Here is a 19,635-nt window from a genome sequence, read left to right on the forward strand (position 1 = left end):
TTATGAATATGTTGATTTAAATTTTTTTACAACTCTTTATTTATAGTTTCCAAAAACTCTTTAATTACAGGTTCATTCCTTTTAAAATATGTCCATTTCCCATGTCTTGTGGTGATTAATAGACCAGCCTTATGCATACCAGTTAGATAATGTGATATGGTAGGTTGTGATAATCCTGATTTATCTTTGATATGTTGGCCACATACACCATCGTTAAAATGCCCAAGCTCTTCGTGGGGAGGAAAATTGGCTTCAGGGTCTTTTAACCATTTTAGTATATCTAAACGTGTCGCATTAGATAAAGCTTTATTTATTTCAAGTATTCTTGCATTGTTCATGCAACAAATATACATATTTAATTTTATAAATATGATAAAACCTTTTTAAAGTGTTCACATTATGCTGATTGATCATTATTTTTTAATTGTAAATTACTGATAATAAGGTGTTTGAAAAATAATGTGATTTTGTTGTGTAACAAAAATAGAGAATGTTCGTCTAGTAAGTGTAGGCAGTAAAGAAATGATTAATTTCTTGAATATAAGCAAATTAGTTTTAACGATACCTATAAGGCGCGTATCTTGATACATCTTGAGATAAGTGCTTTAAAAAAAGGTTTATTTGCTTTAAACCAATCATAGAATTGAGTTTCTGTACTTTAAAGAATTCTTGATTCAAATAATATATATAAGAGCGTTTATCCTGATACATCTTGGGATGGATGCTTTTTTTATGGCCATTCTGATAATTAAACAGTACTTTTTTTGAGTTTTTCCTGTATCCAGATACTACGTAATTATATTACTTTTACTGAGATTAGTATTCTATGAATTTAGAATTTGTTATTAAGGCTATATTCTATTGATTAACTGAAGACTAATCAAATAAATACTGTGAAATTTCAATTAACCACAAATATTTACACCAATGAAAATTATCTTAAACCTAGAGGGCGTAAAAACTCTAAGCAAAGAGGAGCAAAGCAAAATCTCTGGGGCAGGACGTTATGCCTGCACACAAAGAGGTAGAATGTGTTGTGAACTTGCTCCGGGAGGTCCGTTCTGTGATGCTGGTATCTGTACTGGTATTGGTGGATCTGGAGGTTGTCTCTGGTATTGATCATTACTCGAAAAACAAGTTTAAAAACGAGACTGTAATGAAACAGTCTCGTTTTTTGTTTCAGTTATCATTAGTTTTACCCTCCTTTTCTGTTAGGGCTTCTTAATTCTGGACAGGTATGTTGTTTTTTGGTACGTTTATTTATAGGTAATATACTTTTTCTTTTGACATAATTATTTTAGGGAAACAAAATATTCACTATTCTTGCATACGATGAATATTGTTCCTGAAATAACAACTAAAAGACTTGCTGTTAAGGTAAGGCCTGCGGCAGAAAAGATAATAAAGCAAAGACATCCCTGGGTTTTTGAAGATAGTATTATAAAACAAAATGTAGAAGGAGAAGCAGGCGATTTAGTAATCGTTTATGATACTAAAAAGAATAGCTTTTTAGCTTGTGGTTTATATGATCCATATTCTCCTATACGTATTAAATTAATTCAGTTTAAAAAAGCGGCACAGATTAATAAAACGTGGTTTGCCGAAAAAATTTCTGAGGCATACAAAAAAAGGATCCCTTTATTAGAAACAGATACCAATAGCTACAGATTGTTATTTGGAGAGAATGACCATCTTCCCGGATGTATTGCAGATGTGTATGATCAAGTTCTGGTAATTAAGCTATATTCACATATCTGGTTTCCTTATTTAAACTGGATTGTAGAACATTTGGTTGCTGTATCGGGTTGTAACTGTGTTGTACTTAGGCTTAGTAGGTTGTTGCAGTCTAAAGGAAAAGTATATGATTTAGAGGATGGCCAGGTAATCTATGGAACTCTGGAAAATGAAGTTGTAGTTTTTAGAGAACATGGAGTTTTATTTTCTGCAAATGTAATTAAAGGTCATAAAACAGGATATTTCCTTGATCACCGCCATAATAGAAAAAGAGTAGGGGAGCTTGCCTGTGATAAAACTCTTTTGGATGTGTTTTCTTATGCTGGTGGGTTTTCGGTTCATGCTTTAAAAGGCGGTGCAAAGAAAGTAGCAAGTTTGGATATTAGTAAGCAAGCTTTGGATATGGCTAAAGAGAATGTTGCTTTAAATATACATCATGGAAAACACGATGTTATTGTAGCCGATGCTTTTGATGGATTACAGAAATTAATAGATCATAAAACGGTATTTGACATTGTAGTAATAGACCCTCCTTCTTTTGCAAAAAGAGCAAGCGAAATTCATAAGGCTATGATTAGTTATGCCCGATTAGCAGAACTAGGTTCATCCCTGGTATCTCCTAACGGGATTTTGGTGTTAGCTTCTTGTTCTTCGAGAGTTTTGGCCGAGGATTTTTTTAAAATTTCTGAAGAGAGTATTCTTAAATCTGGAAGAAAGTTTAGTGTATTAGAAAAAACCAATCATGATATTGATCATCCTATTTCCTTTCCTGAAGGAGCTTATCTTAAATGCGGATATTATAGACTTGATTAAATAATACCAGGTTTGTTTAGATAAACCTGGTATCGTATTATTTTTTTAATGCTTTCCAAAGACATGAACCTTTGCCTTTTTTCTGGATAAATTTTTAGTATCATAAAAAAAGGTAATATCTCTAATTATTCGCTTTCCACCTTTAAGGTCTATTATTCTTGTTTCACTTTTACGAGAGAAATTATGTTTTAATTGAATTACATCTTTTTTCCCATTACCATATTGAATAACCATTTTGTGCATGTTTAAAGAACCTCCTGTAACCTTAACTTTAAGTTTTTTGAATCCTCCTTTTCTTGCCGTTACCTTTATAACATCTTTATCTAATCTATAATTTACTGTTCTTGAACCGAGGTGTTCCCAATTATTTATAGTAGAAGTAAAACTACTTGTTATAAGTAGTGTTATTAGTAAGAATAAAAAAGCAGGGATTTTTTGTAGTGTTATATTTTTCATAGTTTCTAAATGTTTTGATTTAGTACTAAGACATTCTAACCATAAAAAGGTTTAATTTGTATTCTTTATATCATAAAATTAAAAACGAGATGAATATGATGATCCATCTCGTTTTTAAAAAATAACGTAGTTGTTATTTAAAAGATATGATTAGTTAGAAGACAGCATTGCAAAAAACTTATCCATATTTGGTAATAATACGATTCTTGTACGTCTGTTGATTGCCATATTTTCTTCACTATCATTTTCTACAAGAGGCTTGTAACTACTTCTTCCAGAGGCAATTAATTTGGCAGGGTCAACGTTATAGTTAGACTGTAGTTTTCTAATAATAGATGTTGCTCTTTTTACACTTAAATCCCAGTTATCTTGCACAACTGCATTACTAATGGTTCTTGGATCAGTATGCCCTTCTACCATTACTTCAATACTTGGCTCAGAATTAATTACATCTGCTAATTTTTTTAATACTTCATCAGCTTTATTACTTATTCTGTAACTACCGCTTTTGAATAACATTTTATCAGAAATAGATATCATAACTACTGTATTATCGATATCTATAGAAATATCTTCATCTTGTTTTAGATCATCTGATAAAGAATTTTTTAAATTATGAGATACTGCCAAATTCATCGAATCTTTTAAGGATTTAGCTCCCTGAAGTTTTTGCTGATCAACTTTGGCTAATGTTTCTTTCATTTTTTCTTTGGTCTTGTTAGATATTGCTGCAACATCTTCTACCATTACCATTTTTTCATCATTAGAATCTTTTAAAGAATTGATCTTAGCATTATAATCTGCTACTCTAGCTTCAATTTTAGCAAACTTGCCTTCCAATTCATCTTTTTCAACTGCAGTCTTTTGTAATGTACTACGAGTATCTTGCAATTCTTGCTCTAATGCAACATACTTCTTCTTTGACACACACGATGTCATGATTAATGCCCCCGACAAAGCAATAAATGTGAATGATCTTTTCATGGTTATTTAATTAATAATTAGTGTTATTTTAAACTACTACTACGGTCATTTATTGTTGTACTAATTACTAATGTTTTCATATCAATTTCTTAAAAAGTGTTAATGATTTTTTGGATACATATTATCCCGTAAAATACCTACGGAAAGCCTGTATAGCTTATGTTTATTAATATATTGATTATCAAAGAAGTAAGTTGATTGTCGAAAAAAAGATGGCAAATGTTAAAAAATAAATTATTAACTTATTGTAATAACGTATTATTTTTACAGTTATATTGTAGAAAATAAACCCTACTACCCAGGTCTACTTTAATTACTAAAAATGTATAACAATAATTGATGTTTTTAATTAAAAAAAGGCTTGTATTTTATTTCTTGATATTTTCACCATTCGTAATGGTAGTAGCACAAGAAACTTTGGAGCAGACAGAAAATATTCCGGTTGATCATAAAAAGTTAGTCGTACAAGGTGAGATCATCTGCTTACCTATTTATCCCAAAAAAAATAGTAATTATTTTCCTGAAGAAAATGATTTGTCAGAAAATTTAGAAGCCTATAATACAAAATGGGATAACCAACAATTTAATCCGTATTGGAATGAGGAACTTACATTTCCCTTTCAGTTAGCATTTCAGGATGAAGATTTTTCACCACCGGTTGATCGCAAAATGGTAATTACGTCTCGTTATGGTTGGAGAAGAGGGCGGCCACATCAAGGTATAGATATTGATCTTCAGGTAGGAGATAGTGTAAAATCAATATTAGAAGGTAAAATTCGATATGTTGGATATCATGGTGGACATGGAAATACAGTAGTGGTACGACACTATAATGGATTAGAGACTGTATATGCTCATCTTTCTAAGTCTTTGGTAAAAGAGAACGACGAGGTAAAAAAAGGACAAATTATAGGTACAGGAGGAGTAACAGGAAATGCAAGAGGTAGTCATTTACACTTAGAAGTACGATATCATGGTAAAAGTATTAATCCAGAATATCTATTCGAGTTTGCTAGTGATACAAAAGTTCGATCAGATACTCTTTTTGTGACTAAAAAATGGATGACACCCAGATATCATAGATCTACTCGTATGAGCAAAATAGTGATTCATAAAACTATGGAGGATATTGCCAGGATTAAAGAAGAACAAAAAAAGATCTATACGGTGCGTAAAGGAGATACTCTTCATCGAATTGCTAATAAGTATGGATTGGCAGTTTCTGAAATATGTAAAACCAATTCGTTAAAATATAATTCGGTGCTAAAAATCGGGCAACAAATAATTATAAACTAATTAATGGGTATGTATTGGATTGTCTATATGCCTGTGGATCATTTCTAATAAATGATTCTTATTGTAAGGTTTTAATATATAGTCGTTTAATCCTGCTTGTACAATCTGTCTGTTTAATTGGGTAACATCTACTGCAGTTAAGGCAATGATTGGCGTTTTTGTATCAAACTCACGTATCCTCTTTGTGGTACCAATTCCATTTAACTTAGGCATATTAATATCCATAAGTATTACATTATACTCATTTTCTCTAACCAATTCTATGGCATCAAAACCATTATCTATGGTCGTACAGTCAAAGTTCTCTTTTGATAGGATTTTATCTGCAACCAAGAGATTTAATTTATTGTCATCTACAATTAATACTTTAAGTTTAGAAGCATTAGAATTAGTAAAAGAAGCGTTATGATTTATTCCTTCCTGATTAACTTGTGACTTAAAATCAATAACCAATGCATACTCAGATCCTACATGAGAATTATTTTGGATAATAATTTCGGCATCTAGTGCCGAAGCAAGTCTATTTATTATTTTTGAATTAATTCCTGTACCCAGATATGTTTTTTTGGCATTCCCGACATTAATAAACTCTTGATATATAGATTTTTTGTCTTCTTTTGAAAGCTCATCTCCATCGTGATTAATTTTAAAAGAAATAGTAAATGTGTTTCCTTTTTTCTTAATTAACATTACCGAGAAATATACATTTCCATTTTTGGTAAAACGTAAAGCATTACTTATCAAATTCATCAGTATTTGAGAAAGAATACCAGGGTCACCATAAATCATTTGATCAATTTCTGGGTCAAACTCAAAATGTAATATGTTATCACTGTTCTCTGTAGCATAACTAAAGGAATGTATAAGGTTTTGAGTAACCTCTTTTATATCAAATAATACATTTTGTACGGTAATTTCTTCAGAATCCAAAAAATTAACATGCAAAACATTATTAATAAGTGTAAAAAGATAATCCCCAGAAAATTTTAAGGACTTCAGGTTTTTATCATTTTTAAGATCGGGATATTCTTCTTCTAGGAGATTGGTGAGTCCCATTATTCCATACAAAGGTGTTCTCAACTCTTGACTAAGAATAGAAATAAGGTTTTGTTGCAATTGAAACTGTTTTTCTGTTTCCTTGCTTAAGGATTTTAATTCAATATTCTTTTTTTCAAGTTTTTGGGTAACTTTTCTGTACTGTAAATACAAAAAAAGGAGCATAACCAGAAGTACTCCCCCGATAGCATAATAGATCATACCTATTTTTAATAACAAAATAATAAATATAAGGTTTATCTTACAAGTTTGTAGGTGTATTTTTTTACATATTTCTAATAATTTATGGTTTACCGTAAAAATATTAGGGTAAGAAGAACAAATTCAGCTATTTAGAGATCAAAATACGTAGTGTTTTAATGGGGGGCTCTTTTAAAATTAACATAAAAACACCCTAAAATATGATAAATTGATTATTAGCAGACATAACTAATACTGTTGGCAATTGTAATTATTACAGATTTATAACGTCTTTATGAGTACAAATAGTAGATAAGAAATAAGATTTTATAGCAAATTAACAGTTATAAAAGACCTATAATATTTATCTTTACTTAAAATTAATGAGCGGCATAAAAGAGATGAAAGCTAATTTTTGTATAGTTTTTTTGTTATGTATGGGAATGGTAATGCATGCTCAAATAGAAAATTCTACTTCTTTGCGAATTGATGCCAAAAGTGATCTTAATACCAATAAGTATAGTCTGTCTAAAGGCGTAAACCCTAATTTTAATAGCGATTCGTCTTTATATAAAACTCCAGAAGCATTATCTGAGTATGCTCGTAGTAAGCCAACTTTTGATATGACAGGTAATGATGGTTTTTTTAAACCCAAAACAGATGCTGTTCCAAAATGGTTCAAAAAAGATAATGAAATCAAAGACGAGTATAGAAGTGATCAATATCTTGGTGATTTTAAAAGTAACGGAGAATTTGTAAGATTGATGTATAGAGATCATCAGTTTGTAGATGGTGATGTAGTTAGAATATATCTTAATGATGCCGTTATTGTTTCTAAAATATTTCTTTCTGGAGATTTTAAAGGAATTTCGGTTGATCTTGCCAAAGGATTTAATAAAATAGACATACAGGCATTAAATCAAGGAGAATCTGGACCTAATACGGCAGAGTTTCATCTTTATGATGAGAAAGGAAATCTCCTTACCAGTAGCGAATGGAATCTCACCACTGGTGTTAAAGCAACATTGATTGTGGTAAAAGATTAAGATACTTACCTTTTTAAGAGCTGCTCATTATTGTTGTGGTAAGCTTATTTTTCAGTAAATTTTACGAGTATAATTAGTACTTCACAAAATATTTATAACATATTCTGTGATTTTTTTGATATGTCTCATACTAATAATGAAAAAGTAGGTCTATATGAGTAAAGAATACGAGTTTACTCGAATTATTAAGGAGAATGAAGGAGTTATTTTTAAGATAACTACCATTTATACTAACAATTATGAGGATCAAAAAGATCTCTATCAGGAAATTGTTTACCAGCTATGGAAGTCATACGATAGTTTTAAAGGAGATTCTAAAATTAGTACCTGGATGTATCGCGTTGGACTTAATACAGCCATTACAAGATTGAAAAAAGAAAAACGAAGGGGAAATCAAATAGAAATATATGATGTGATCATGAGGCAAACCGAACAATATGACACAGAATTTGAAGAACGATTGAAAAAATTATATGCTCATATACATAACCTCAATGAATTAGATAAAGGATTGATTTTATTGCTTTTGGAAGGTAAAAAATATGACGAAATAGCAGTGATAACAGGTTTGTCACCAACTAACGTTGGAACCAAAATCTCTAGGATCAAGCAAAAATTAAAAACACAAATTGTAAAAAAATAAACGAGATGGAATTGGAAGAAATGCAAGCAGTTTGGTCTCAGATGAGTGACCAGATAGAAAAACAAAAAAAATTAACCGATAAAATGATCATTATGATGACACAAGAACAATACAGGCAAAAATTAAATAAAATTGCATATCCAGAGATGATAGGAGCCATTATATGTTATGGTACTGCAATATTGATATTAATTAATGTTAACAAGTTAGATAACTGGTATACTTTATTATCAGGAATAGTATCTATGGTTATTCTATTAGTTTTGCCCGTGTTATCGCTAAGGTCAATTTATCAAATGAAAAAAGTAAATATTGCTGTAAATAATTATAAGGAAACATTACTAGAATATAGTAAAGGTAAAAAACGATTTCAGATGGTAACCAAAATAGGGCTCTATTTAGGTTTCTTTTTAATGTTTGCTATCCTGCCAGTAGCTACAAAGATTCTTAATAATAAAGACTTGTTTTCTGGTACCAAATCTATTTGGCCATTTGTAATATCGATACCAATTGCTATTATAGTTTTTATTACTTTTTCGAGATGGGTCGGCAGATGTTATAATAACAATATGAATTCTGCAGAGGCATTATTTAAAGAGCTTAAAGATGTTGATGTATCATAGAAGTGAAATACCCAAACATAACCATACTATAAAAGGGCTGTCTAACAACAGCCCTTTTCTCTTTTAATTTAAGGCAAAAAAAGTTTATGATCCACAACGTCCACCATTGCTCCATCTTCCATTGGTTCCTAGTATATATAAAAACCCGTTATAAGTTACTTTATCTCCGGCAGTATAGCTGTTATTTCTACTATATTCGTTAACTCCTTCACAAATATCTGCACTTGGCGTGGTGTCTTTACATTCTGCAATTCGATTCCATCTTGTAAAATCTCTTTCGTATAAGAACCCGCGATACGTTACTTTATCTCCTACAGAATAGCTTTGTCCGCTTACCCATTCTGCAATACCGTCACATGGATTTGTCCCTACAGGAGGATTACCATCAGATGGATATGCTTTGTTTGTTCCTTCGATATCAAGAGTAGAAAGAGCAGCTTGTCTTCTCGGCAAAACATTCCCGTTAAGATCTGTTATGGTAGGTTTTCCGTTTTTGCTAAATGTATAACTACCATACATCATTGTAGATTTAATATCAAAATCTCTGGTTAGCAAAGTTGCAGAATTACTTTTGTAAAACTGGTTAGCAGCACCATTCTGGATATTGTCAAAATTGATAATAATATGATTATCTCTATCCGAGCGGTTTTGCTCATGGATATACCCCAGAGTATGTCCTATTTCATGAATAATTACAAGAGCCGTTGTACGAGTACCCAAACGAATAAATCCTCTCGATCCATTCATTCCCAGAGTCGCAACGCCACAATTACAGTTATCTCCATTACTACTAATGGTAACATAATTAGATTCATTAGTACGTTCTTTAAAACGAACATTAGTTTTGCTCGTCCACTCATCCATCGATTTTTGAAGTTCACTTCTCACAGATTGGCTCAGTCCATTAATTACATAGACTATAGTATTGTTTGTCCATTTACGAACGCCTCCACCAAGTCCTAACTTTGCATTTATTCCTGCATCTGGTGCTATCTTATCAGAGAGAGGAACTTGTGTATCGGTTAACTGATCTTCAAATAATCTGGCATCGGTTCCTTGCAGACTATACGTTCCATCATCTTCTTTTTTTATAAGGACACGGTCTCCCAGGAAATACTTTTCGATAAATTGATCTTGCTCTCCAATAGTATCTGGATTTTGATCAAAATCTTCATTTTTTTGACAGGATGCAAAAGATAGAGCAACTGCCAAAGCTCCGATTTTAAATCGGTTTAATACGGTTTTCGTTTTCATTAAGTTTAATTTTGAGTTTATGATTTTAATTTAATCTGTGCACATTGTTTAAACTGGTGACACACCTGATTAGTCTTTAAGACCGAGTTAAAAAAACCGTTAAACTTTCTTAAAATTAATGATTGGGCTTCAACATTTGATGAAATCGAGCTAGTATAATTGTACTTTGCATATAAGATAAATTCATAAAAAAAGCCTGAATCAACAATCGTGATTCAGGCAGTTATATAGTAGAGTAGAATGTTTTTATTATGAAATCAATCCTTTAGCTATAGAATTTCTCGAAAACCAAACTAAAAAGATAGCAACGACTATAATCATGATTGGCATTATAACTCGGCTGCCAGATAAAGTCACAAAATCCTGCAAAAAGAAATTATATGTAGCTTGTGCAATAACCGCGATGAGTGAAAGAAGTAGGAGAGGAGAAGCCCATTTTTTTCTAAGGAGTAACGCAAGGCAGCCCAAAGTTCCTGCAAATACTGCTATAGCAAAAGCAGCAGTTACCCAAGCTGGTGTATTGTTATAAAAATTTTGCTCCCCTTCTGGCAAGGTGGCCAATACTTCGTCTGTCATAAAAGCTTGAGCAATATATGCCATTACTCCCATGATATTCCATAAAAGTGCTAAGACACTAACAATCCAAAACCATACGGGAGTTTTTGTTTTTGTTTCCATAATCTGTTGATATTAAGTTGTTTTGCTGTAACAATGTAGTTAGAAACTCAATGAAATACAAATTAAGAATTTTACGGATACTATTTTTCTAAGTACAACATACTAAAAAGATCTCTTTTTAGCATAAAGCGATATACTTCTTGTAACCATAAAATACCGATAATAATTAGTACTTTTAATGTAAGGTTGCTTGGTTTTATAAGTTGAAATATATAGAATTAACAAGTTTTAGTTAGGGAAAAACGAAAAACTAAGTAATTTCTAACGTTCGTTAAAAAAAGTAGAAATGTTTATATTCTGATTTTTTACTCTAAAACCTGGATATTAAATATGTCAGACCCTATAAAGAATGACAAACTTATTAAACAATATGATCTTGAGTTAGGTAAAGTTTTTTTCTATGAAAATTATTTGATCATTGAAGTGGCAGAAGGTGTTTGTTTTGATTACCAAAAAGCAAAAACATTATCTCTGTTAACCAATTTACATTTTGGTGATCGCTCTTTTGGTTATATCTCTCATAGAATAAATTCATACTCACTAGAAGCTACAGATTATATGAAAATAAAGGATGTGTTTCCGAATATAAAAGCTTTTGCTGCAGTTACGTACAACGAATCTCAGAAGACAAGTATAAGAATAGAAAATATGTTTTATCAAGAAGGTATTGTGTCTTTCGAAAATATTAAAGATGCAATTAAGTGGGTTATAGAAAAACTAAAAAACGACTCTAACACCTAAACATTTAACACATTACAATATTAAGATATATTGTCTAAATAATTACTTAAATCATCCAGAGCGCCATCCCAGAATTGCTCGTAAAACTTTAACCATTGATTTACTTCTTTCAGTGGATTAGGATTGGCATAGCAAAAACGCTCTCTTCCTTTGGTATCTATATTAATCAAACCTGCTCCTTCTAGAGTTTTTAAGTGTTTGGTAATACCCTGGCGGCTAATATCGAATTGACTTGATATCTGAGTTATTGGTAGAGCAGTAGTTGCAACCACCAAAGCGTGAAAAATTTCACGCCTGGTGGGGTCTGCAACCGCTTTTAATATTGTGGTGATTCTATCCTGCATGAATCATTTGTTTTAAATAATCGGTTAATCCCGAAATACAATTATCCCATCCACCATTAAAACTATTAAACATTTCAACAGCAGTTTCTCCTTTATAACCAGAAATACCTGAATGTTCGAGATACAATTTGGTACCTTCTTCAACTTCTTCCAATACCCACTTTACCGTAGTCTCTAAAGGGTTTTCTGTTACAATCCACGAATATACTAAAGTATAGGGATTTGCCCGTTTTACTTCACCTTTTATCGGAGAACATTCTCCTCCAGAAGCATTAAAAGTATATTGATACCCTTTTTCAGCTTTAAAGTCTGCTTCTATAAACCAGGTCGAAATCTCTTTGGCATTGGTTATGGCGTTCCATACTTTATCAATAGGGTGATTAAGTATTCTCTCTTTGATTATTACATCTTTCATATGTATTAAGTTTTTTAAATTAATATGCAACTATATGGTTGCAAATATAAATAAATATATTTAATACGCAACTTTTTGGTTGCTTATAAAGGCAAACCATCATTATATCATTCATATTTATAGAAAAACAATTGTCTAATTATTAAAAATAGAATATTTTGTGTGTATGGAAAGTATAATTAATTATTTTGAAACGATACCATCATCTCACCGTAGTTTAATTTTGGTAGGAGGGATTACTTTTTTCTGGCTTATAGAATATGCTATGCCTTTGTTTAAATTTAATTATAAAAAGTTTAAACATGCATGGCCTAACATATTTTTTACACTAACAACTATAATTATCAATTTTGTATTGGCTTTTATATTACTTAAAACCAGTGATTGGACGGTAGCTAATCAATTTGGAGTGTTGCAATGGTTAGCATTACCGTTATGGGTTACAATAATCCTAGGTATTGCCTTACTTGATCTAATAGGGGCTTGGTTGGCACATTATGTTCAACATATCGTAAAACCGTTATGGATGTTTCATCTTATACATCATACCGATAATCATGTAGATACCACAACAGCTAATAGACACCATCCGGGAGAAAGTGTTATTCGATTTTTGTTTACCACTCTGGCCGTATTTATTGTAGGAGCACCTATAGGTATAATTATGTTATACCAATCTTTATCTGTAGTATTATCTCAATTTAATCATGCCAATATATCTCTACCAAAAAAAGTAGATGATATGATAAGCTGGATAATAGTTTCTCCAGATATGCATAAAGTACATCATCATTATGTATTGCCGTATACAGATACAAATTATGGTAATATCTTTTCTATTTGGGATAGAATTTTTGGCACTTTTGCCAAAATACGAAATGAAGACTTGATATATGGGGTAGATACCTATCCAGATGTGGATTCAAATGCAAATGTGGGTAAATTATTAAAACTTCCTTTTTCAGGATATCGCGCACCAACTGGTGCAAAGTTTGAATCCGAAAAATCGTAATCTAATGCACTAAAATAGAAATTCATGAAAGTTATACCCATTATTTGTTGTTTTATCATTTCAGCAGGGCTTTTCGCACAAACTAAAAATACAATTCTGGATTTTGAACCCGATCAGGATTATGATAATATATTAGTTAAAAAAGTATATAGCGATACACATACTTCGACTTTTGTAATATGGATTAAAAAGAATGTCAAACCCCATAAACATATAAAACATACAGAACAGGTATTCGTGTTACAGGGTAAAGCAAGTGTACAATTAAATGATAAAGAAATTATAGTGCAAAAAGGGGATTGGGTTACTATACCAGAACAAACTGTACATGCGGTAAAAGTCTTATCCAAAATACCGTTGAAAGTAATTTCTGTACAAACTCCGGAATTTGAAGGAAAAGATCGAGTATTTGTAGAGTAATATTGACACTTCGAAAGCACAAAATTTTCATAAAATCGATCCACTGTATTCAATTAAAAAGTATTTTCAAAACTAAAAGCAGTTGTAAAAATATTTGGTATGCCACAACAACGAGTACAGTTTTTAGTTTTATCAATTTTGATATTGATAGTAGAGATAAGTTATGCCCAATATAAAAAAATAGATTGGGAAGAAAGGGATACGTGGATGAATGTCCCCAGAATCCTTAAACTTGCAAGAGTAGAGGAAGGTAATGCAGTTGCAGATGTTGGTTGCCACGAAGGATATTTTACAATGCATTTGGCCCAAAAAGTAGGAGAATCTGGAAAAGTCTATGCGGTAGATGTAAGAGAAGATAGGATTGATAAGTTAAATACATATATTAAAGATCGTAAGCTTCAAAATATAAAAACTGTAGTTGGAGATTATGATGATCCTAAATTACCAAATGAAACACTGGATGTAGTTGTTGTAATGGATACATATCATGAAATGGATGATTACATGAAAATTCTGGGTCATATAAAAAACGCACTAAAACAGGAAGGAAGGATTGTAATTATTGAGAAATTTAAAAAACATATGCTCAATACATCAAGGGCAGAGCAAACTGAAGCACATACATTATCTTTAAAATATGTGAAGAAAGAATTGCAAAAAGCAGGATTTACGATCTCTAACGAAATTAAAGATTTTGGAAAATGGAAAAATGAATCTGATAAGACGATTTGGATTTTGGTAGGAACCAAAAACAATTAATTTTACTACTTATATCTTTGATTCCTGTGTTAAGAGACGTTCGTATTTGTCTAAAACACTCATTATAGCTTTATAATGCCTGTAATCTTCTTTTGAAACAATAGCTGTATTGATCACTAATATCTTACCTGTTCCGGTTTTAGGATCAAAAAACATATAGGTCTCGGTCCCAGGGTCACTACCTGTATGACCAATATAACCAACGGGAGTTATTCCCATAAAAAGGCCACTATTATACTCCTCGTTATATGGATTTTTTGTATTTCTACCAGGTAAGTTGTTAGAAGAAAGTTGTTCTTTAAATAATTCTGAATAACTGTTTTTATCCAATAAAGTACCTACTCCATAATATCCTTTGATGAGTTCGATAAGATACTTGCTAAAATCGTTTATATCTGTTAATAAACCTCCATCGGGATAAGTAATAAGAGAATATTTTGGTAAACTATCTTTAGTGCTGGAGTAAAGTACAGAGTGATTATCTATATCTATTGTATCAAATGACCAACCTGAAGCATCCATACCCAACGGTTTTAAAATATGTTTGGTGGTATATTCGTCATAAGGAACCCCTGTTGCTTGTTCTATAATATAAGCAGCCAGAGTTGCTCCTATATTACTATATTTAAAAATGGACCCGGGTTCATTTTTGAGATAGTTTTTCTTTCTGTACCATTCCCCATCTTTTGAAAGTAAGTTTCTTAAAAAAATCGGTAGAGCAATAGTTTCTTCGGGATCATTAAAAATTCGATATTTTTTCATGAGTATACCTTCATTTACACCTTTATTATTTTTCAGAATATAAGATTTGTCATAGTACTTGGTATCTAGTATCGTAGATGTATGCGTAGCCAAATGCCTTATTTTTATTGATGTTTGAGGGTAGTGAGGATTGATCACACTAAAAGGTAAATACATATTTACAGGATCATCAAGATTTAGTTTTCCTTGTTCCTGAGCTTTCATTAAAGCAATACCGATCAGTGTTTTAGAAACCGAAGCAATATTTTGTATGGTATAAGGTGTATATTCCTTTTTTTTTGACACATCTGCATACCCAAACCCTTTTTTATATAAAACAGCATCTCTATCTACAATAGCAACAGAAAAACCATTAATATATCCTTGTTTTTGTAACACTTTTAATTCACAGGTCAAAGAATTATTATGCTCTGTATTATCATTGTTTTGTGCATATATCTGGTTTAACACAAACAGAGCTATTATTAGAATTATCTTTATCATGTATTAGAATATTTTAGACTACAAATCAAAAAATAAAATGAGTACCATACGTTCCAATGGATACATTGGAACTAGTTTTATAAAAATTAAATAGTGATTAAAGGCTGTTTTTATATTCTGAAGGAGAAAGCCCAGTTTCTTTCTTGAATATCCTGTAAAAACTGGTTTTAGAGTTGAAACCACATTCATAAGCGATGCCTAAAAGTGTATAGTTTTCGTATTTGGCAGAATTTATTTTTTCTTTTACCGCATGTACACGATAAGTATTAATAATATCATAGAAAGAGACATTCATGTACTGATTTAAAAGTGCAGATAGTTTTTTATCTGTGGTGGGAATACGTTGAGCTAGTTTTATAAGAGTAAGTTCTTCATCCAGGTATGGTTTTTCATTTTCTAGTACCTGTTCTAACTTTAGTTTTAGTTCAGAAAGTTCAGCATCAGTCGAATTTGATAAATGATGAATACGTTCTTTTTTGGTAGTTTCAGAGGTATCATCAAGGATTAAAAAATCGGGTAACAATACTTTTGATTGGTTTATACCATAATATCCTAAGTATGAAATAAGAAGTATCATTGCTATAACCGTGATGTAGCCATGATCTGTGTCTGGATAATTAAAAATATGTTCATAGAGTAGTATTAGTAAATCAATACTAATAACTATCCCACTGCCTAATAATAGATGTTTAATCCATCCGACATCTTTCTCTGTAAGATTAGAATAATTAGATTTCATGGCTTTTCTATAACGAGAAAGTAATTTGAAAGATAAGAATATGTAAAAAAGAGTATACGCATTAGAGAATTCAGCTTCTATGATCGAATGTTCGAAATAAAAATCTAAATAATTAAATACCGTTTTTTCAATAACATCTGATACTAATTCGGGAATAGAAATAAACACAAGATAGATACCGAAAGGGATAAAATGTGCTATGGTGTTCTTTATTAATTTTTCCTCTTTAAGAAACAAGGATTTAATATATAAATACAATAAAGGACCTATTAACCATTGCGTAGTATCAAAAGGAATAAAACTTATAAGTTGTAATATATCTATATCATGTAAGTTGGCATAAAAAAATATAGAAACAAATAATAGAAAAACAAATAGAACGATAAGGATGTACTTTGGTAATTGTTTTTCTTTTGATTTTATTAATAAAAATAGAATTAAAACGGTAATCGTAATACCAACAACTAAGATAAAATCCAGAATTAGGGCCATTCATCCATTTTTTTATTAATCTTATATTATCAGAGATTGATCCGATTTTTAATATAGACTAATATAAATAATTAATGTTACTATCACAGTATATCAAATTGTTTGATCATCTATATTTCACCAATGTGGATAACGCTTAGCTCTTTCATTTCTTGTTCAGTATATATTCTTGATTTGATTACAAAACGAATTCCCATAGGGATTTCGAGCGAAAAACTAGATCCTCTACCTTTTACAGTATCTATTGTTAATTGTGTATGTTTCCAATATTCGAATTGGTCTTCAGACATATAGAAGTCACAACCATGGATATTGCCCAGCCAGATGTCTGTTTCATTAATCATTAATTCTCCTTTTTGAAAACACATCGGGGAGGAGCCATCGCAGCATCCTCCGCTTTGATGAAACATCAACTCCCCGTGTTTTGCAGTAAGGGTATCGATTACAGCTTTTGCTGCATCGGTAATCTTAATACGTGATATCATTTTTTTCATTTTTTAGAAGAAGCCCATTGCTTTTTTATCGTAAGATATGAGCATGTTTTTAGTCTGGCGATAGTGATTAAGCATCATTTTGTGGGTTTCTCTACCGATACCAGATTTTTTATACCCTCCAAAAGGAGCATGTGCTGGATAGGTATGATAGCAATTTACCCATACACGACCTGCCTGTACAGCTCTCGAAACCTGATATGCCTGGTGAGTATCGCGAGTCCATACTCCGGCACCTAATCCATAAAGTGTATCGTTTGCTATCTCAATAGCTTCTGCCTGATCTTTAAACGTAGTAACACACGCTACGGGACCAAAGATTTCTTCCTGAAATACACGCATTTTGTTATTTCCTTTTAGAAGTGTAGGTTGTATATAGTAGCCATTTTCGAGCCCTTCGATATAGGCAGATTCTCCTCCTGTTAATACTTCGCATCCTTCTTCTTTTCCGATAGCAAGGTAGTTTAGTATTTTTTCATATTGATCATTAGAGGCTTGAGCTCCCATCATTGTTTCGGGGTCTAATGGGTGCCCTAATTTAATAGCTTCTGTACGCTCAATAACACGTTCTATAAATTGGTCATATATACTTTCCTGAATTAAAATTCTGGAGGGACAGGTACATACTTCGCCTTGATTAAGAGCAAACATTACTGCTCCTTCTAAAGATTTATCAAAAAACTCATCATCGGCTTCCATAATACTTTCAAAAAAGATATTTGGCGATTTCCCTCCAAGTTCCAGAGTGACCGGAATGATATTTTTTGATGCATATTGCATGATAAGTTGTCCAGTAGTGGTTTCTCCGGTAAAAGCTATTTTATTAATGCGTGGACTTGATGCTAAGGGTTTACCTGCTTCAACTCCAAAACCATTCACTACATTAAGAACACCGGCAGGAAGTATACCTTCAATAAGTTCTATTAAAATCATAATTCCTACGGGAGTTTGTTCTGCTGGTTTTAAAACAACACAGTTACCTGCTGCCAGTGCCGGAGCAATTTTCCAGGTCGCCATTAATAAAGGGAAATTCCATGGGATAATTTGCCCAACAACCCCCAAAGGTTCTGGTACATTTATAGATACTGTATTGGCATCGAGTTCACTAACCGAGCCTTCTTCTGCACGAATTACTCCTGCAAAGTACCTAAAATGATCAATCGCCAGCGGAAGGTCTGCAGCAAGAGTTTCGCGTAATGCTTTTCCATTATCCCAGGTTTCTGCCCGGGCTAATGCTTCTAAATTTTCTTCTAATACCGTTGCAATTTTTAATAAACAGTTACTGCGGTAGGTAGCAGAAGAATTATTCCACTCTGGTGCAGCGGCCCATGCAGCGTCAATGGCAAGTTCTATATCCTCACTGGTAGAACGAGCCACTTTGGTAAAGCTATTTCCGTCAACCGGGGAGATGTTTTCAAAATATAAGCCTTTTACTGGTGAGGTCCATTTTCCTCCAATATAATTATCATATTGGTCCTTAAAGTTGGGTCTTTCCATTTTACGTTTAGGAGATGCTTGTGAGATACTCATAATTTTAGATTTAAAGGTTTTTAAGTAATAAAATGTGTGTGTATTGTCTACATGTGTAATGTGTTGACAAGAAGAGATCTATCCTTAAATATACGGCATTTTGACCATATTACTTTAGTGAACACTGTTAATATTATCGTAGATTTTTAAGGAGTATAAGCCCCATATATTTATGGGGTGTTTACCTTGTGTTTTATAGTGGTAAAACTCTGTTTTATAGATAATTGTGTGAGTATTTTTATGTAATTAATAATTAAAACACAAAAAAAGATGAAAATTAATCAAAGAGTGGGAAGAGGGGCAGTAAGATTATCGATTCCAGCAAAAGTTGCATATGATGCAAAAGCCTTTCAGAATAGTATTTATGAGCTGTTAGATGAATTGGGATGTCCAAAATGTTTTTCTGGTGTAGACTGCTATTTTCAAACGATTAGAGATTATGTTTTAGACCCAAGAGAAAATGTAGTTTCACGATCACTGGCTTTTAGAGATTCTTCTCCACAACCTAGTAAACTATTAGCAACAAAAACTCTAAATGTTGGGGTATCTCCGGCAGTATCATATGATATTGGTAAGATTGATGAGGCTATAAAAAGTATTTTTGAAGAAATAGGGTGCCTGGCATGTTGTTCGGGAAATGATATCTTCTTTCAAAACCAGTTTGATTTTAATTTTTAAAACAAA

The 19,635-nt window shown here is 31.9% G+C and carries 23 protein-coding genes; 11 read left to right on the plus strand and 12 right to left on the minus strand.

The features are described 5' to 3' along the window. Nucleotides 1-26 precede the first annotated feature (26 nt). Nucleotides 27-338 (minus strand): ArsR/SmtB family transcription factor, encoded by a 312-nt coding sequence (locus tag ATO12_RS01830; RefSeq protein ID WP_034238126.1) that lies wholly within the window; start codon nucleotides 336-338, stop codon nucleotides 27-29. A gap of 589 nt (nucleotides 339-927) precedes the next feature. Between ATO12_RS01830 and ATO12_RS01835 the strand changes: the two genes are divergently transcribed. Both ATO12_RS01835 and ATO12_RS01840 read left to right on the plus strand, forming a co-directional pair. Further along, nucleotides 928-1,119, plus strand: coding sequence for a hypothetical protein (locus ATO12_RS01835; protein WP_034238129.1), 192 nt, complete (start codon nucleotides 928-930; stop codon nucleotides 1,117-1,119). A gap of 213 nt (nucleotides 1,120-1,332) precedes the next feature. Continuing rightward, complete coding sequence (locus ATO12_RS01840) at nucleotides 1,333-2,547, plus strand: class I SAM-dependent rRNA methyltransferase (RefSeq protein ID WP_034238132.1); 1,215 nt, start codon at nucleotides 1,333-1,335, stop codon at nucleotides 2,545-2,547. A gap of 45 nt (nucleotides 2,548-2,592) precedes the next feature. On the opposite strand, the gene ATO12_RS01845 is transcribed toward ATO12_RS01840, so the two are convergent. Then, on the minus strand, nucleotides 2,593-3,003 hold the full coding sequence (locus ATO12_RS01845; protein WP_034238134.1) for a DUF2541 family protein: 411 nt from the start codon (nucleotides 3,001-3,003) through the stop codon (nucleotides 2,593-2,595). 150 nt (nucleotides 3,004-3,153) lie between these two features. Then, entirely contained in the window at nucleotides 3,154-3,987 is an 834-nt protein-coding gene (locus ATO12_RS01850; RefSeq protein ID WP_034238136.1) for an OmpA/MotB family protein, read from the minus strand. Between the two features lie 396 nt (nucleotides 3,988-4,383). On the opposite strand from ATO12_RS01850, the gene ATO12_RS01855 reads away from it, so the two are divergent. After that, nucleotides 4,384-5,283 carry a M23 family metallopeptidase gene (locus ATO12_RS01855; protein ID WP_051575527.1) on the plus strand — a complete coding sequence of 300 codons (900 nt, stop codon included), beginning with the start codon at nucleotides 4,384-4,386 and terminating at the stop codon, nucleotides 5,281-5,283. Here ATO12_RS01855 and ATO12_RS01860 read toward each other — a convergent pair whose 3' ends face one another. Beyond that, nucleotides 5,284-6,540 carry a response regulator gene (locus ATO12_RS01860; protein WP_034238138.1) on the minus strand — a complete coding sequence of 419 codons (1,257 nt, stop codon included), beginning with the start codon at nucleotides 6,538-6,540 and terminating at the stop codon, nucleotides 5,284-5,286. It lies immediately after the preceding gene. Between the two features lie 362 nt (nucleotides 6,541-6,902). Here ATO12_RS01860 and ATO12_RS01865 point away from each other — a divergent pair, with 362 nt between their 5' ends. The 3 genes from ATO12_RS01865 to ATO12_RS01875 all read left to right on the plus strand — a co-directional run bounded on the left by ATO12_RS01865 (nucleotide 6,903) and on the right by ATO12_RS01875 (nucleotide 8,831). Beyond that, entirely contained in the window at nucleotides 6,903-7,565 is a 663-nt protein-coding gene (locus ATO12_RS01865) for a hypothetical protein (protein WP_131248748.1), read from the plus strand. 154 nt (nucleotides 7,566-7,719) lie between these two features. Beyond that, nucleotides 7,720-8,208: an RNA polymerase sigma factor gene (locus ATO12_RS01870; RefSeq protein ID WP_034238139.1), complete on the plus strand. Its 489-nt coding sequence runs from the start codon at nucleotides 7,720-7,722 to the stop codon at nucleotides 8,206-8,208. Between the two features lie 5 nt (nucleotides 8,209-8,213). Continuing rightward, entirely contained in the window at nucleotides 8,214-8,831 is a 618-nt protein-coding gene (locus ATO12_RS01875) for a hypothetical protein (protein WP_034238140.1), read from the plus strand. Between the two features lie 84 nt (nucleotides 8,832-8,915). On the opposite strand, the gene ATO12_RS01880 is transcribed toward ATO12_RS01875, so the two are convergent. Both ATO12_RS01880 and ATO12_RS01885 read right to left on the minus strand, forming a co-directional pair. Then, nucleotides 8,916-10,085 carry a M12 family metallopeptidase gene (locus ATO12_RS01880; RefSeq protein WP_051575529.1) on the minus strand — a complete coding sequence of 390 codons (1,170 nt, stop codon included), beginning with the start codon at nucleotides 10,083-10,085 and terminating at the stop codon, nucleotides 8,916-8,918. 249 nt (nucleotides 10,086-10,334) lie between these two features. Continuing rightward, nucleotides 10,335-10,763, minus strand: a complete 429-nt coding sequence (locus tag ATO12_RS01885) for a hypothetical protein (RefSeq protein ID WP_034238141.1) — start codon at nucleotides 10,761-10,763, stop codon at nucleotides 10,335-10,337. 330 nt (nucleotides 10,764-11,093) lie between these two features. Here ATO12_RS01885 and ATO12_RS01890 point away from each other — a divergent pair, with 330 nt between their 5' ends. Further along, nucleotides 11,094-11,504 (plus strand): hypothetical protein, encoded by a 411-nt coding sequence (locus tag ATO12_RS01890; protein WP_034238142.1) that lies wholly within the window; start codon nucleotides 11,094-11,096, stop codon nucleotides 11,502-11,504. Between the two features lie 20 nt (nucleotides 11,505-11,524). Here the strand turns inward: ATO12_RS01890 and ATO12_RS01895 are convergent, their stop codons facing one another. Together ATO12_RS01895 and ATO12_RS01900 are read right to left on the minus strand one after the other, a co-directional pair. Further along, nucleotides 11,525-11,848, minus strand: coding sequence for an ArsR/SmtB family transcription factor (locus ATO12_RS01895; protein WP_034238144.1), 324 nt, complete (start codon nucleotides 11,846-11,848; stop codon nucleotides 11,525-11,527). Beyond that, nucleotides 11,838-12,263: an SRPBCC family protein gene (locus ATO12_RS01900; protein WP_034238145.1), complete on the minus strand. Its 426-nt coding sequence runs from the start codon at nucleotides 12,261-12,263 to the stop codon at nucleotides 11,838-11,840. Before ATO12_RS01900 ends, ATO12_RS01895 begins: the two co-directional genes overlap by 11 nt. A gap of 166 nt (nucleotides 12,264-12,429) precedes the next feature. Here ATO12_RS01900 and ATO12_RS01905 point away from each other — a divergent pair, with 166 nt between their 5' ends. The 3 genes from ATO12_RS01905 (at nucleotide 12,430) to ATO12_RS01915 (ending at nucleotide 14,454) form a co-directional block, all read left to right on the plus strand. Continuing rightward, on the plus strand, nucleotides 12,430-13,275 hold the full coding sequence (locus ATO12_RS01905; RefSeq protein ID WP_034238147.1) for a sterol desaturase family protein: 846 nt from the start codon (nucleotides 12,430-12,432) through the stop codon (nucleotides 13,273-13,275). Nucleotides 13,276-13,299: 24 nt separating this feature from the next. After that, complete coding sequence (locus tag ATO12_RS01910; protein WP_034238148.1) at nucleotides 13,300-13,695, plus strand: cupin domain-containing protein; 396 nt, start codon at nucleotides 13,300-13,302, stop codon at nucleotides 13,693-13,695. A 99-nt stretch (nucleotides 13,696-13,794) separates the two neighbouring features. Further along, nucleotides 13,795-14,454, plus strand: a complete 660-nt coding sequence (locus tag ATO12_RS01915) for a class I SAM-dependent methyltransferase (protein WP_034238150.1) — start codon at nucleotides 13,795-13,797, stop codon at nucleotides 14,452-14,454. A 9-nt stretch (nucleotides 14,455-14,463) separates the two neighbouring features. Here ATO12_RS01915 and ATO12_RS01920 read toward each other — a convergent pair whose 3' ends face one another. The 4 genes from ATO12_RS01920 to ATO12_RS01935 all read right to left on the minus strand — a co-directional run bounded on the left by ATO12_RS01920 (nucleotide 14,464) and on the right by ATO12_RS01935 (nucleotide 18,951). Next, nucleotides 14,464-15,699 carry a serine hydrolase domain-containing protein gene (locus ATO12_RS01920; RefSeq protein WP_051575530.1) on the minus strand — a complete coding sequence of 412 codons (1,236 nt, stop codon included), beginning with the start codon at nucleotides 15,697-15,699 and terminating at the stop codon, nucleotides 14,464-14,466. A 97-nt stretch (nucleotides 15,700-15,796) separates the two neighbouring features. Further along, a complete protein-coding gene (locus tag ATO12_RS01925) occupies nucleotides 15,797-16,930 on the minus strand; it encodes a helix-turn-helix domain-containing protein (protein WP_051575531.1) in 1,134 nt (377 codons plus the stop codon). Nucleotides 16,931-17,040: 110 nt separating this feature from the next. Beyond that, nucleotides 17,041-17,415: a DUF779 domain-containing protein gene (locus ATO12_RS01930; RefSeq protein ID WP_034239159.1), complete on the minus strand. Its 375-nt coding sequence runs from the start codon at nucleotides 17,413-17,415 to the stop codon at nucleotides 17,041-17,043. A gap of 12 nt (nucleotides 17,416-17,427) precedes the next feature. Further along, nucleotides 17,428-18,951 (minus strand): aldehyde dehydrogenase family protein, encoded by a 1,524-nt coding sequence (locus tag ATO12_RS01935; RefSeq protein ID WP_034238151.1) that lies wholly within the window; start codon nucleotides 18,949-18,951, stop codon nucleotides 17,428-17,430. Nucleotides 18,952-19,221: 270 nt separating this feature from the next. Here ATO12_RS01935 and ATO12_RS01940 point away from each other — a divergent pair, with 270 nt between their 5' ends. Further along, nucleotides 19,222-19,629, plus strand: coding sequence for a hypothetical protein (locus ATO12_RS01940; protein ID WP_034238154.1), 408 nt, complete (start codon nucleotides 19,222-19,224; stop codon nucleotides 19,627-19,629). Nucleotides 19,630-19,635: the final 6 nt, after the last annotated feature.

Origin of the sequence: Aquimarina atlantica (genome assembly GCF_000626715.1) — a bacterium.
GTDB lineage: Bacteria > Bacteroidota > Bacteroidia > Flavobacteriales > Flavobacteriaceae > Aquimarina > Aquimarina atlantica.

What these genes read in the sequence shown, in the direction of transcription:
- ATO12_RS01890 (WP_034238142.1), top strand. Translation starts at nt 11,094, where the DNA reads ATGTCAGACCCTATAAAGAATGACAAACTTATTAAACAATATGATCTT.
- ATO12_RS01915 (WP_034238150.1), top strand. Translation starts at nt 13,795, where the DNA reads ATGCCACAACAACGAGTACAGTTTTTAGTTTTATCAATTTTGATATTG.
- ATO12_RS01940 (WP_034238154.1), top strand. Translation starts at nt 19,222, where the DNA reads ATGAAAATTAATCAAAGAGTGGGAAGAGGGGCAGTAAGATTATCGATT.
- ATO12_RS01860 (WP_034238138.1), bottom strand. Translation starts at nt 6,540, where the DNA reads ATGATCTATTATGCTATCGGGGGAGTACTTCTGGTTATGCTCCTTTTT.
- ATO12_RS01895 (WP_034238144.1), bottom strand. Translation starts at nt 11,848, where the DNA reads ATGCAGGATAGAATCACCACAATATTAAAAGCGGTTGCAGACCCCACC.
- ATO12_RS01920 (WP_051575530.1), bottom strand. Translation starts at nt 15,699, where the DNA reads ATGATAAAGATAATTCTAATAATAGCTCTGTTTGTGTTAAACCAGATA.
- ATO12_RS01875 (WP_034238140.1), top strand. Translation starts at nt 8,214, where the DNA reads ATGGAATTGGAAGAAATGCAAGCAGTTTGGTCTCAGATGAGTGACCAG.
- ATO12_RS01930 (WP_034239159.1), bottom strand. Translation starts at nt 17,415, where the DNA reads ATGATATCACGTATTAAGATTACCGATGCAGCAAAAGCTGTAATCGAT.
- ATO12_RS01845 (WP_034238134.1), bottom strand. Translation starts at nt 3,003, where the DNA reads ATGAAAAATATAACACTACAAAAAATCCCTGCTTTTTTATTCTTACTA.
- ATO12_RS01900 (WP_034238145.1), bottom strand. Translation starts at nt 12,263, where the DNA reads ATGAAAGATGTAATAATCAAAGAGAGAATACTTAATCACCCTATTGAT.
- ATO12_RS01885 (WP_034238141.1), bottom strand. Translation starts at nt 10,763, where the DNA reads ATGGAAACAAAAACAAAAACTCCCGTATGGTTTTGGATTGTTAGTGTC.
- ATO12_RS01880 (WP_051575529.1), bottom strand. Translation starts at nt 10,085, where the DNA reads ATGAAAACGAAAACCGTATTAAACCGATTTAAAATCGGAGCTTTGGCA.
- ATO12_RS01905 (WP_034238147.1), top strand. Translation starts at nt 12,430, where the DNA reads ATGGAAAGTATAATTAATTATTTTGAAACGATACCATCATCTCACCGT.
- ATO12_RS01910 (WP_034238148.1), top strand. Translation starts at nt 13,300, where the DNA reads ATGAAAGTTATACCCATTATTTGTTGTTTTATCATTTCAGCAGGGCTT.
- ATO12_RS01925 (WP_051575531.1), bottom strand. Translation starts at nt 16,930, where the DNA reads ATGGCCCTAATTCTGGATTTTATCTTAGTTGTTGGTATTACGATTACC.
- ATO12_RS01840 (WP_034238132.1), top strand. Translation starts at nt 1,333, where the DNA reads ATGAATATTGTTCCTGAAATAACAACTAAAAGACTTGCTGTTAAGGTA.
- ATO12_RS01870 (WP_034238139.1), top strand. Translation starts at nt 7,720, where the DNA reads ATGAGTAAAGAATACGAGTTTACTCGAATTATTAAGGAGAATGAAGGA.
- ATO12_RS01935 (WP_034238151.1), bottom strand. Translation starts at nt 18,951, where the DNA reads ATGAGTATCTCACAAGCATCTCCTAAACGTAAAATGGAAAGACCCAAC.
- ATO12_RS01830 (WP_034238126.1), bottom strand. Translation starts at nt 338, where the DNA reads ATGAACAATGCAAGAATACTTGAAATAAATAAAGCTTTATCTAATGCG.
- ATO12_RS01855 (WP_051575527.1), top strand. Translation starts at nt 4,384, where the DNA reads ATGGTAGTAGCACAAGAAACTTTGGAGCAGACAGAAAATATTCCGGTT.
- ATO12_RS01835 (WP_034238129.1), top strand. Translation starts at nt 928, where the DNA reads ATGAAAATTATCTTAAACCTAGAGGGCGTAAAAACTCTAAGCAAAGAG.
- ATO12_RS01865 (WP_131248748.1), top strand. Translation starts at nt 6,903, where the DNA reads ATGAGCGGCATAAAAGAGATGAAAGCTAATTTTTGTATAGTTTTTTTG.
- ATO12_RS01850 (WP_034238136.1), bottom strand. Translation starts at nt 3,987, where the DNA reads ATGAAAAGATCATTCACATTTATTGCTTTGTCGGGGGCATTAATCATG.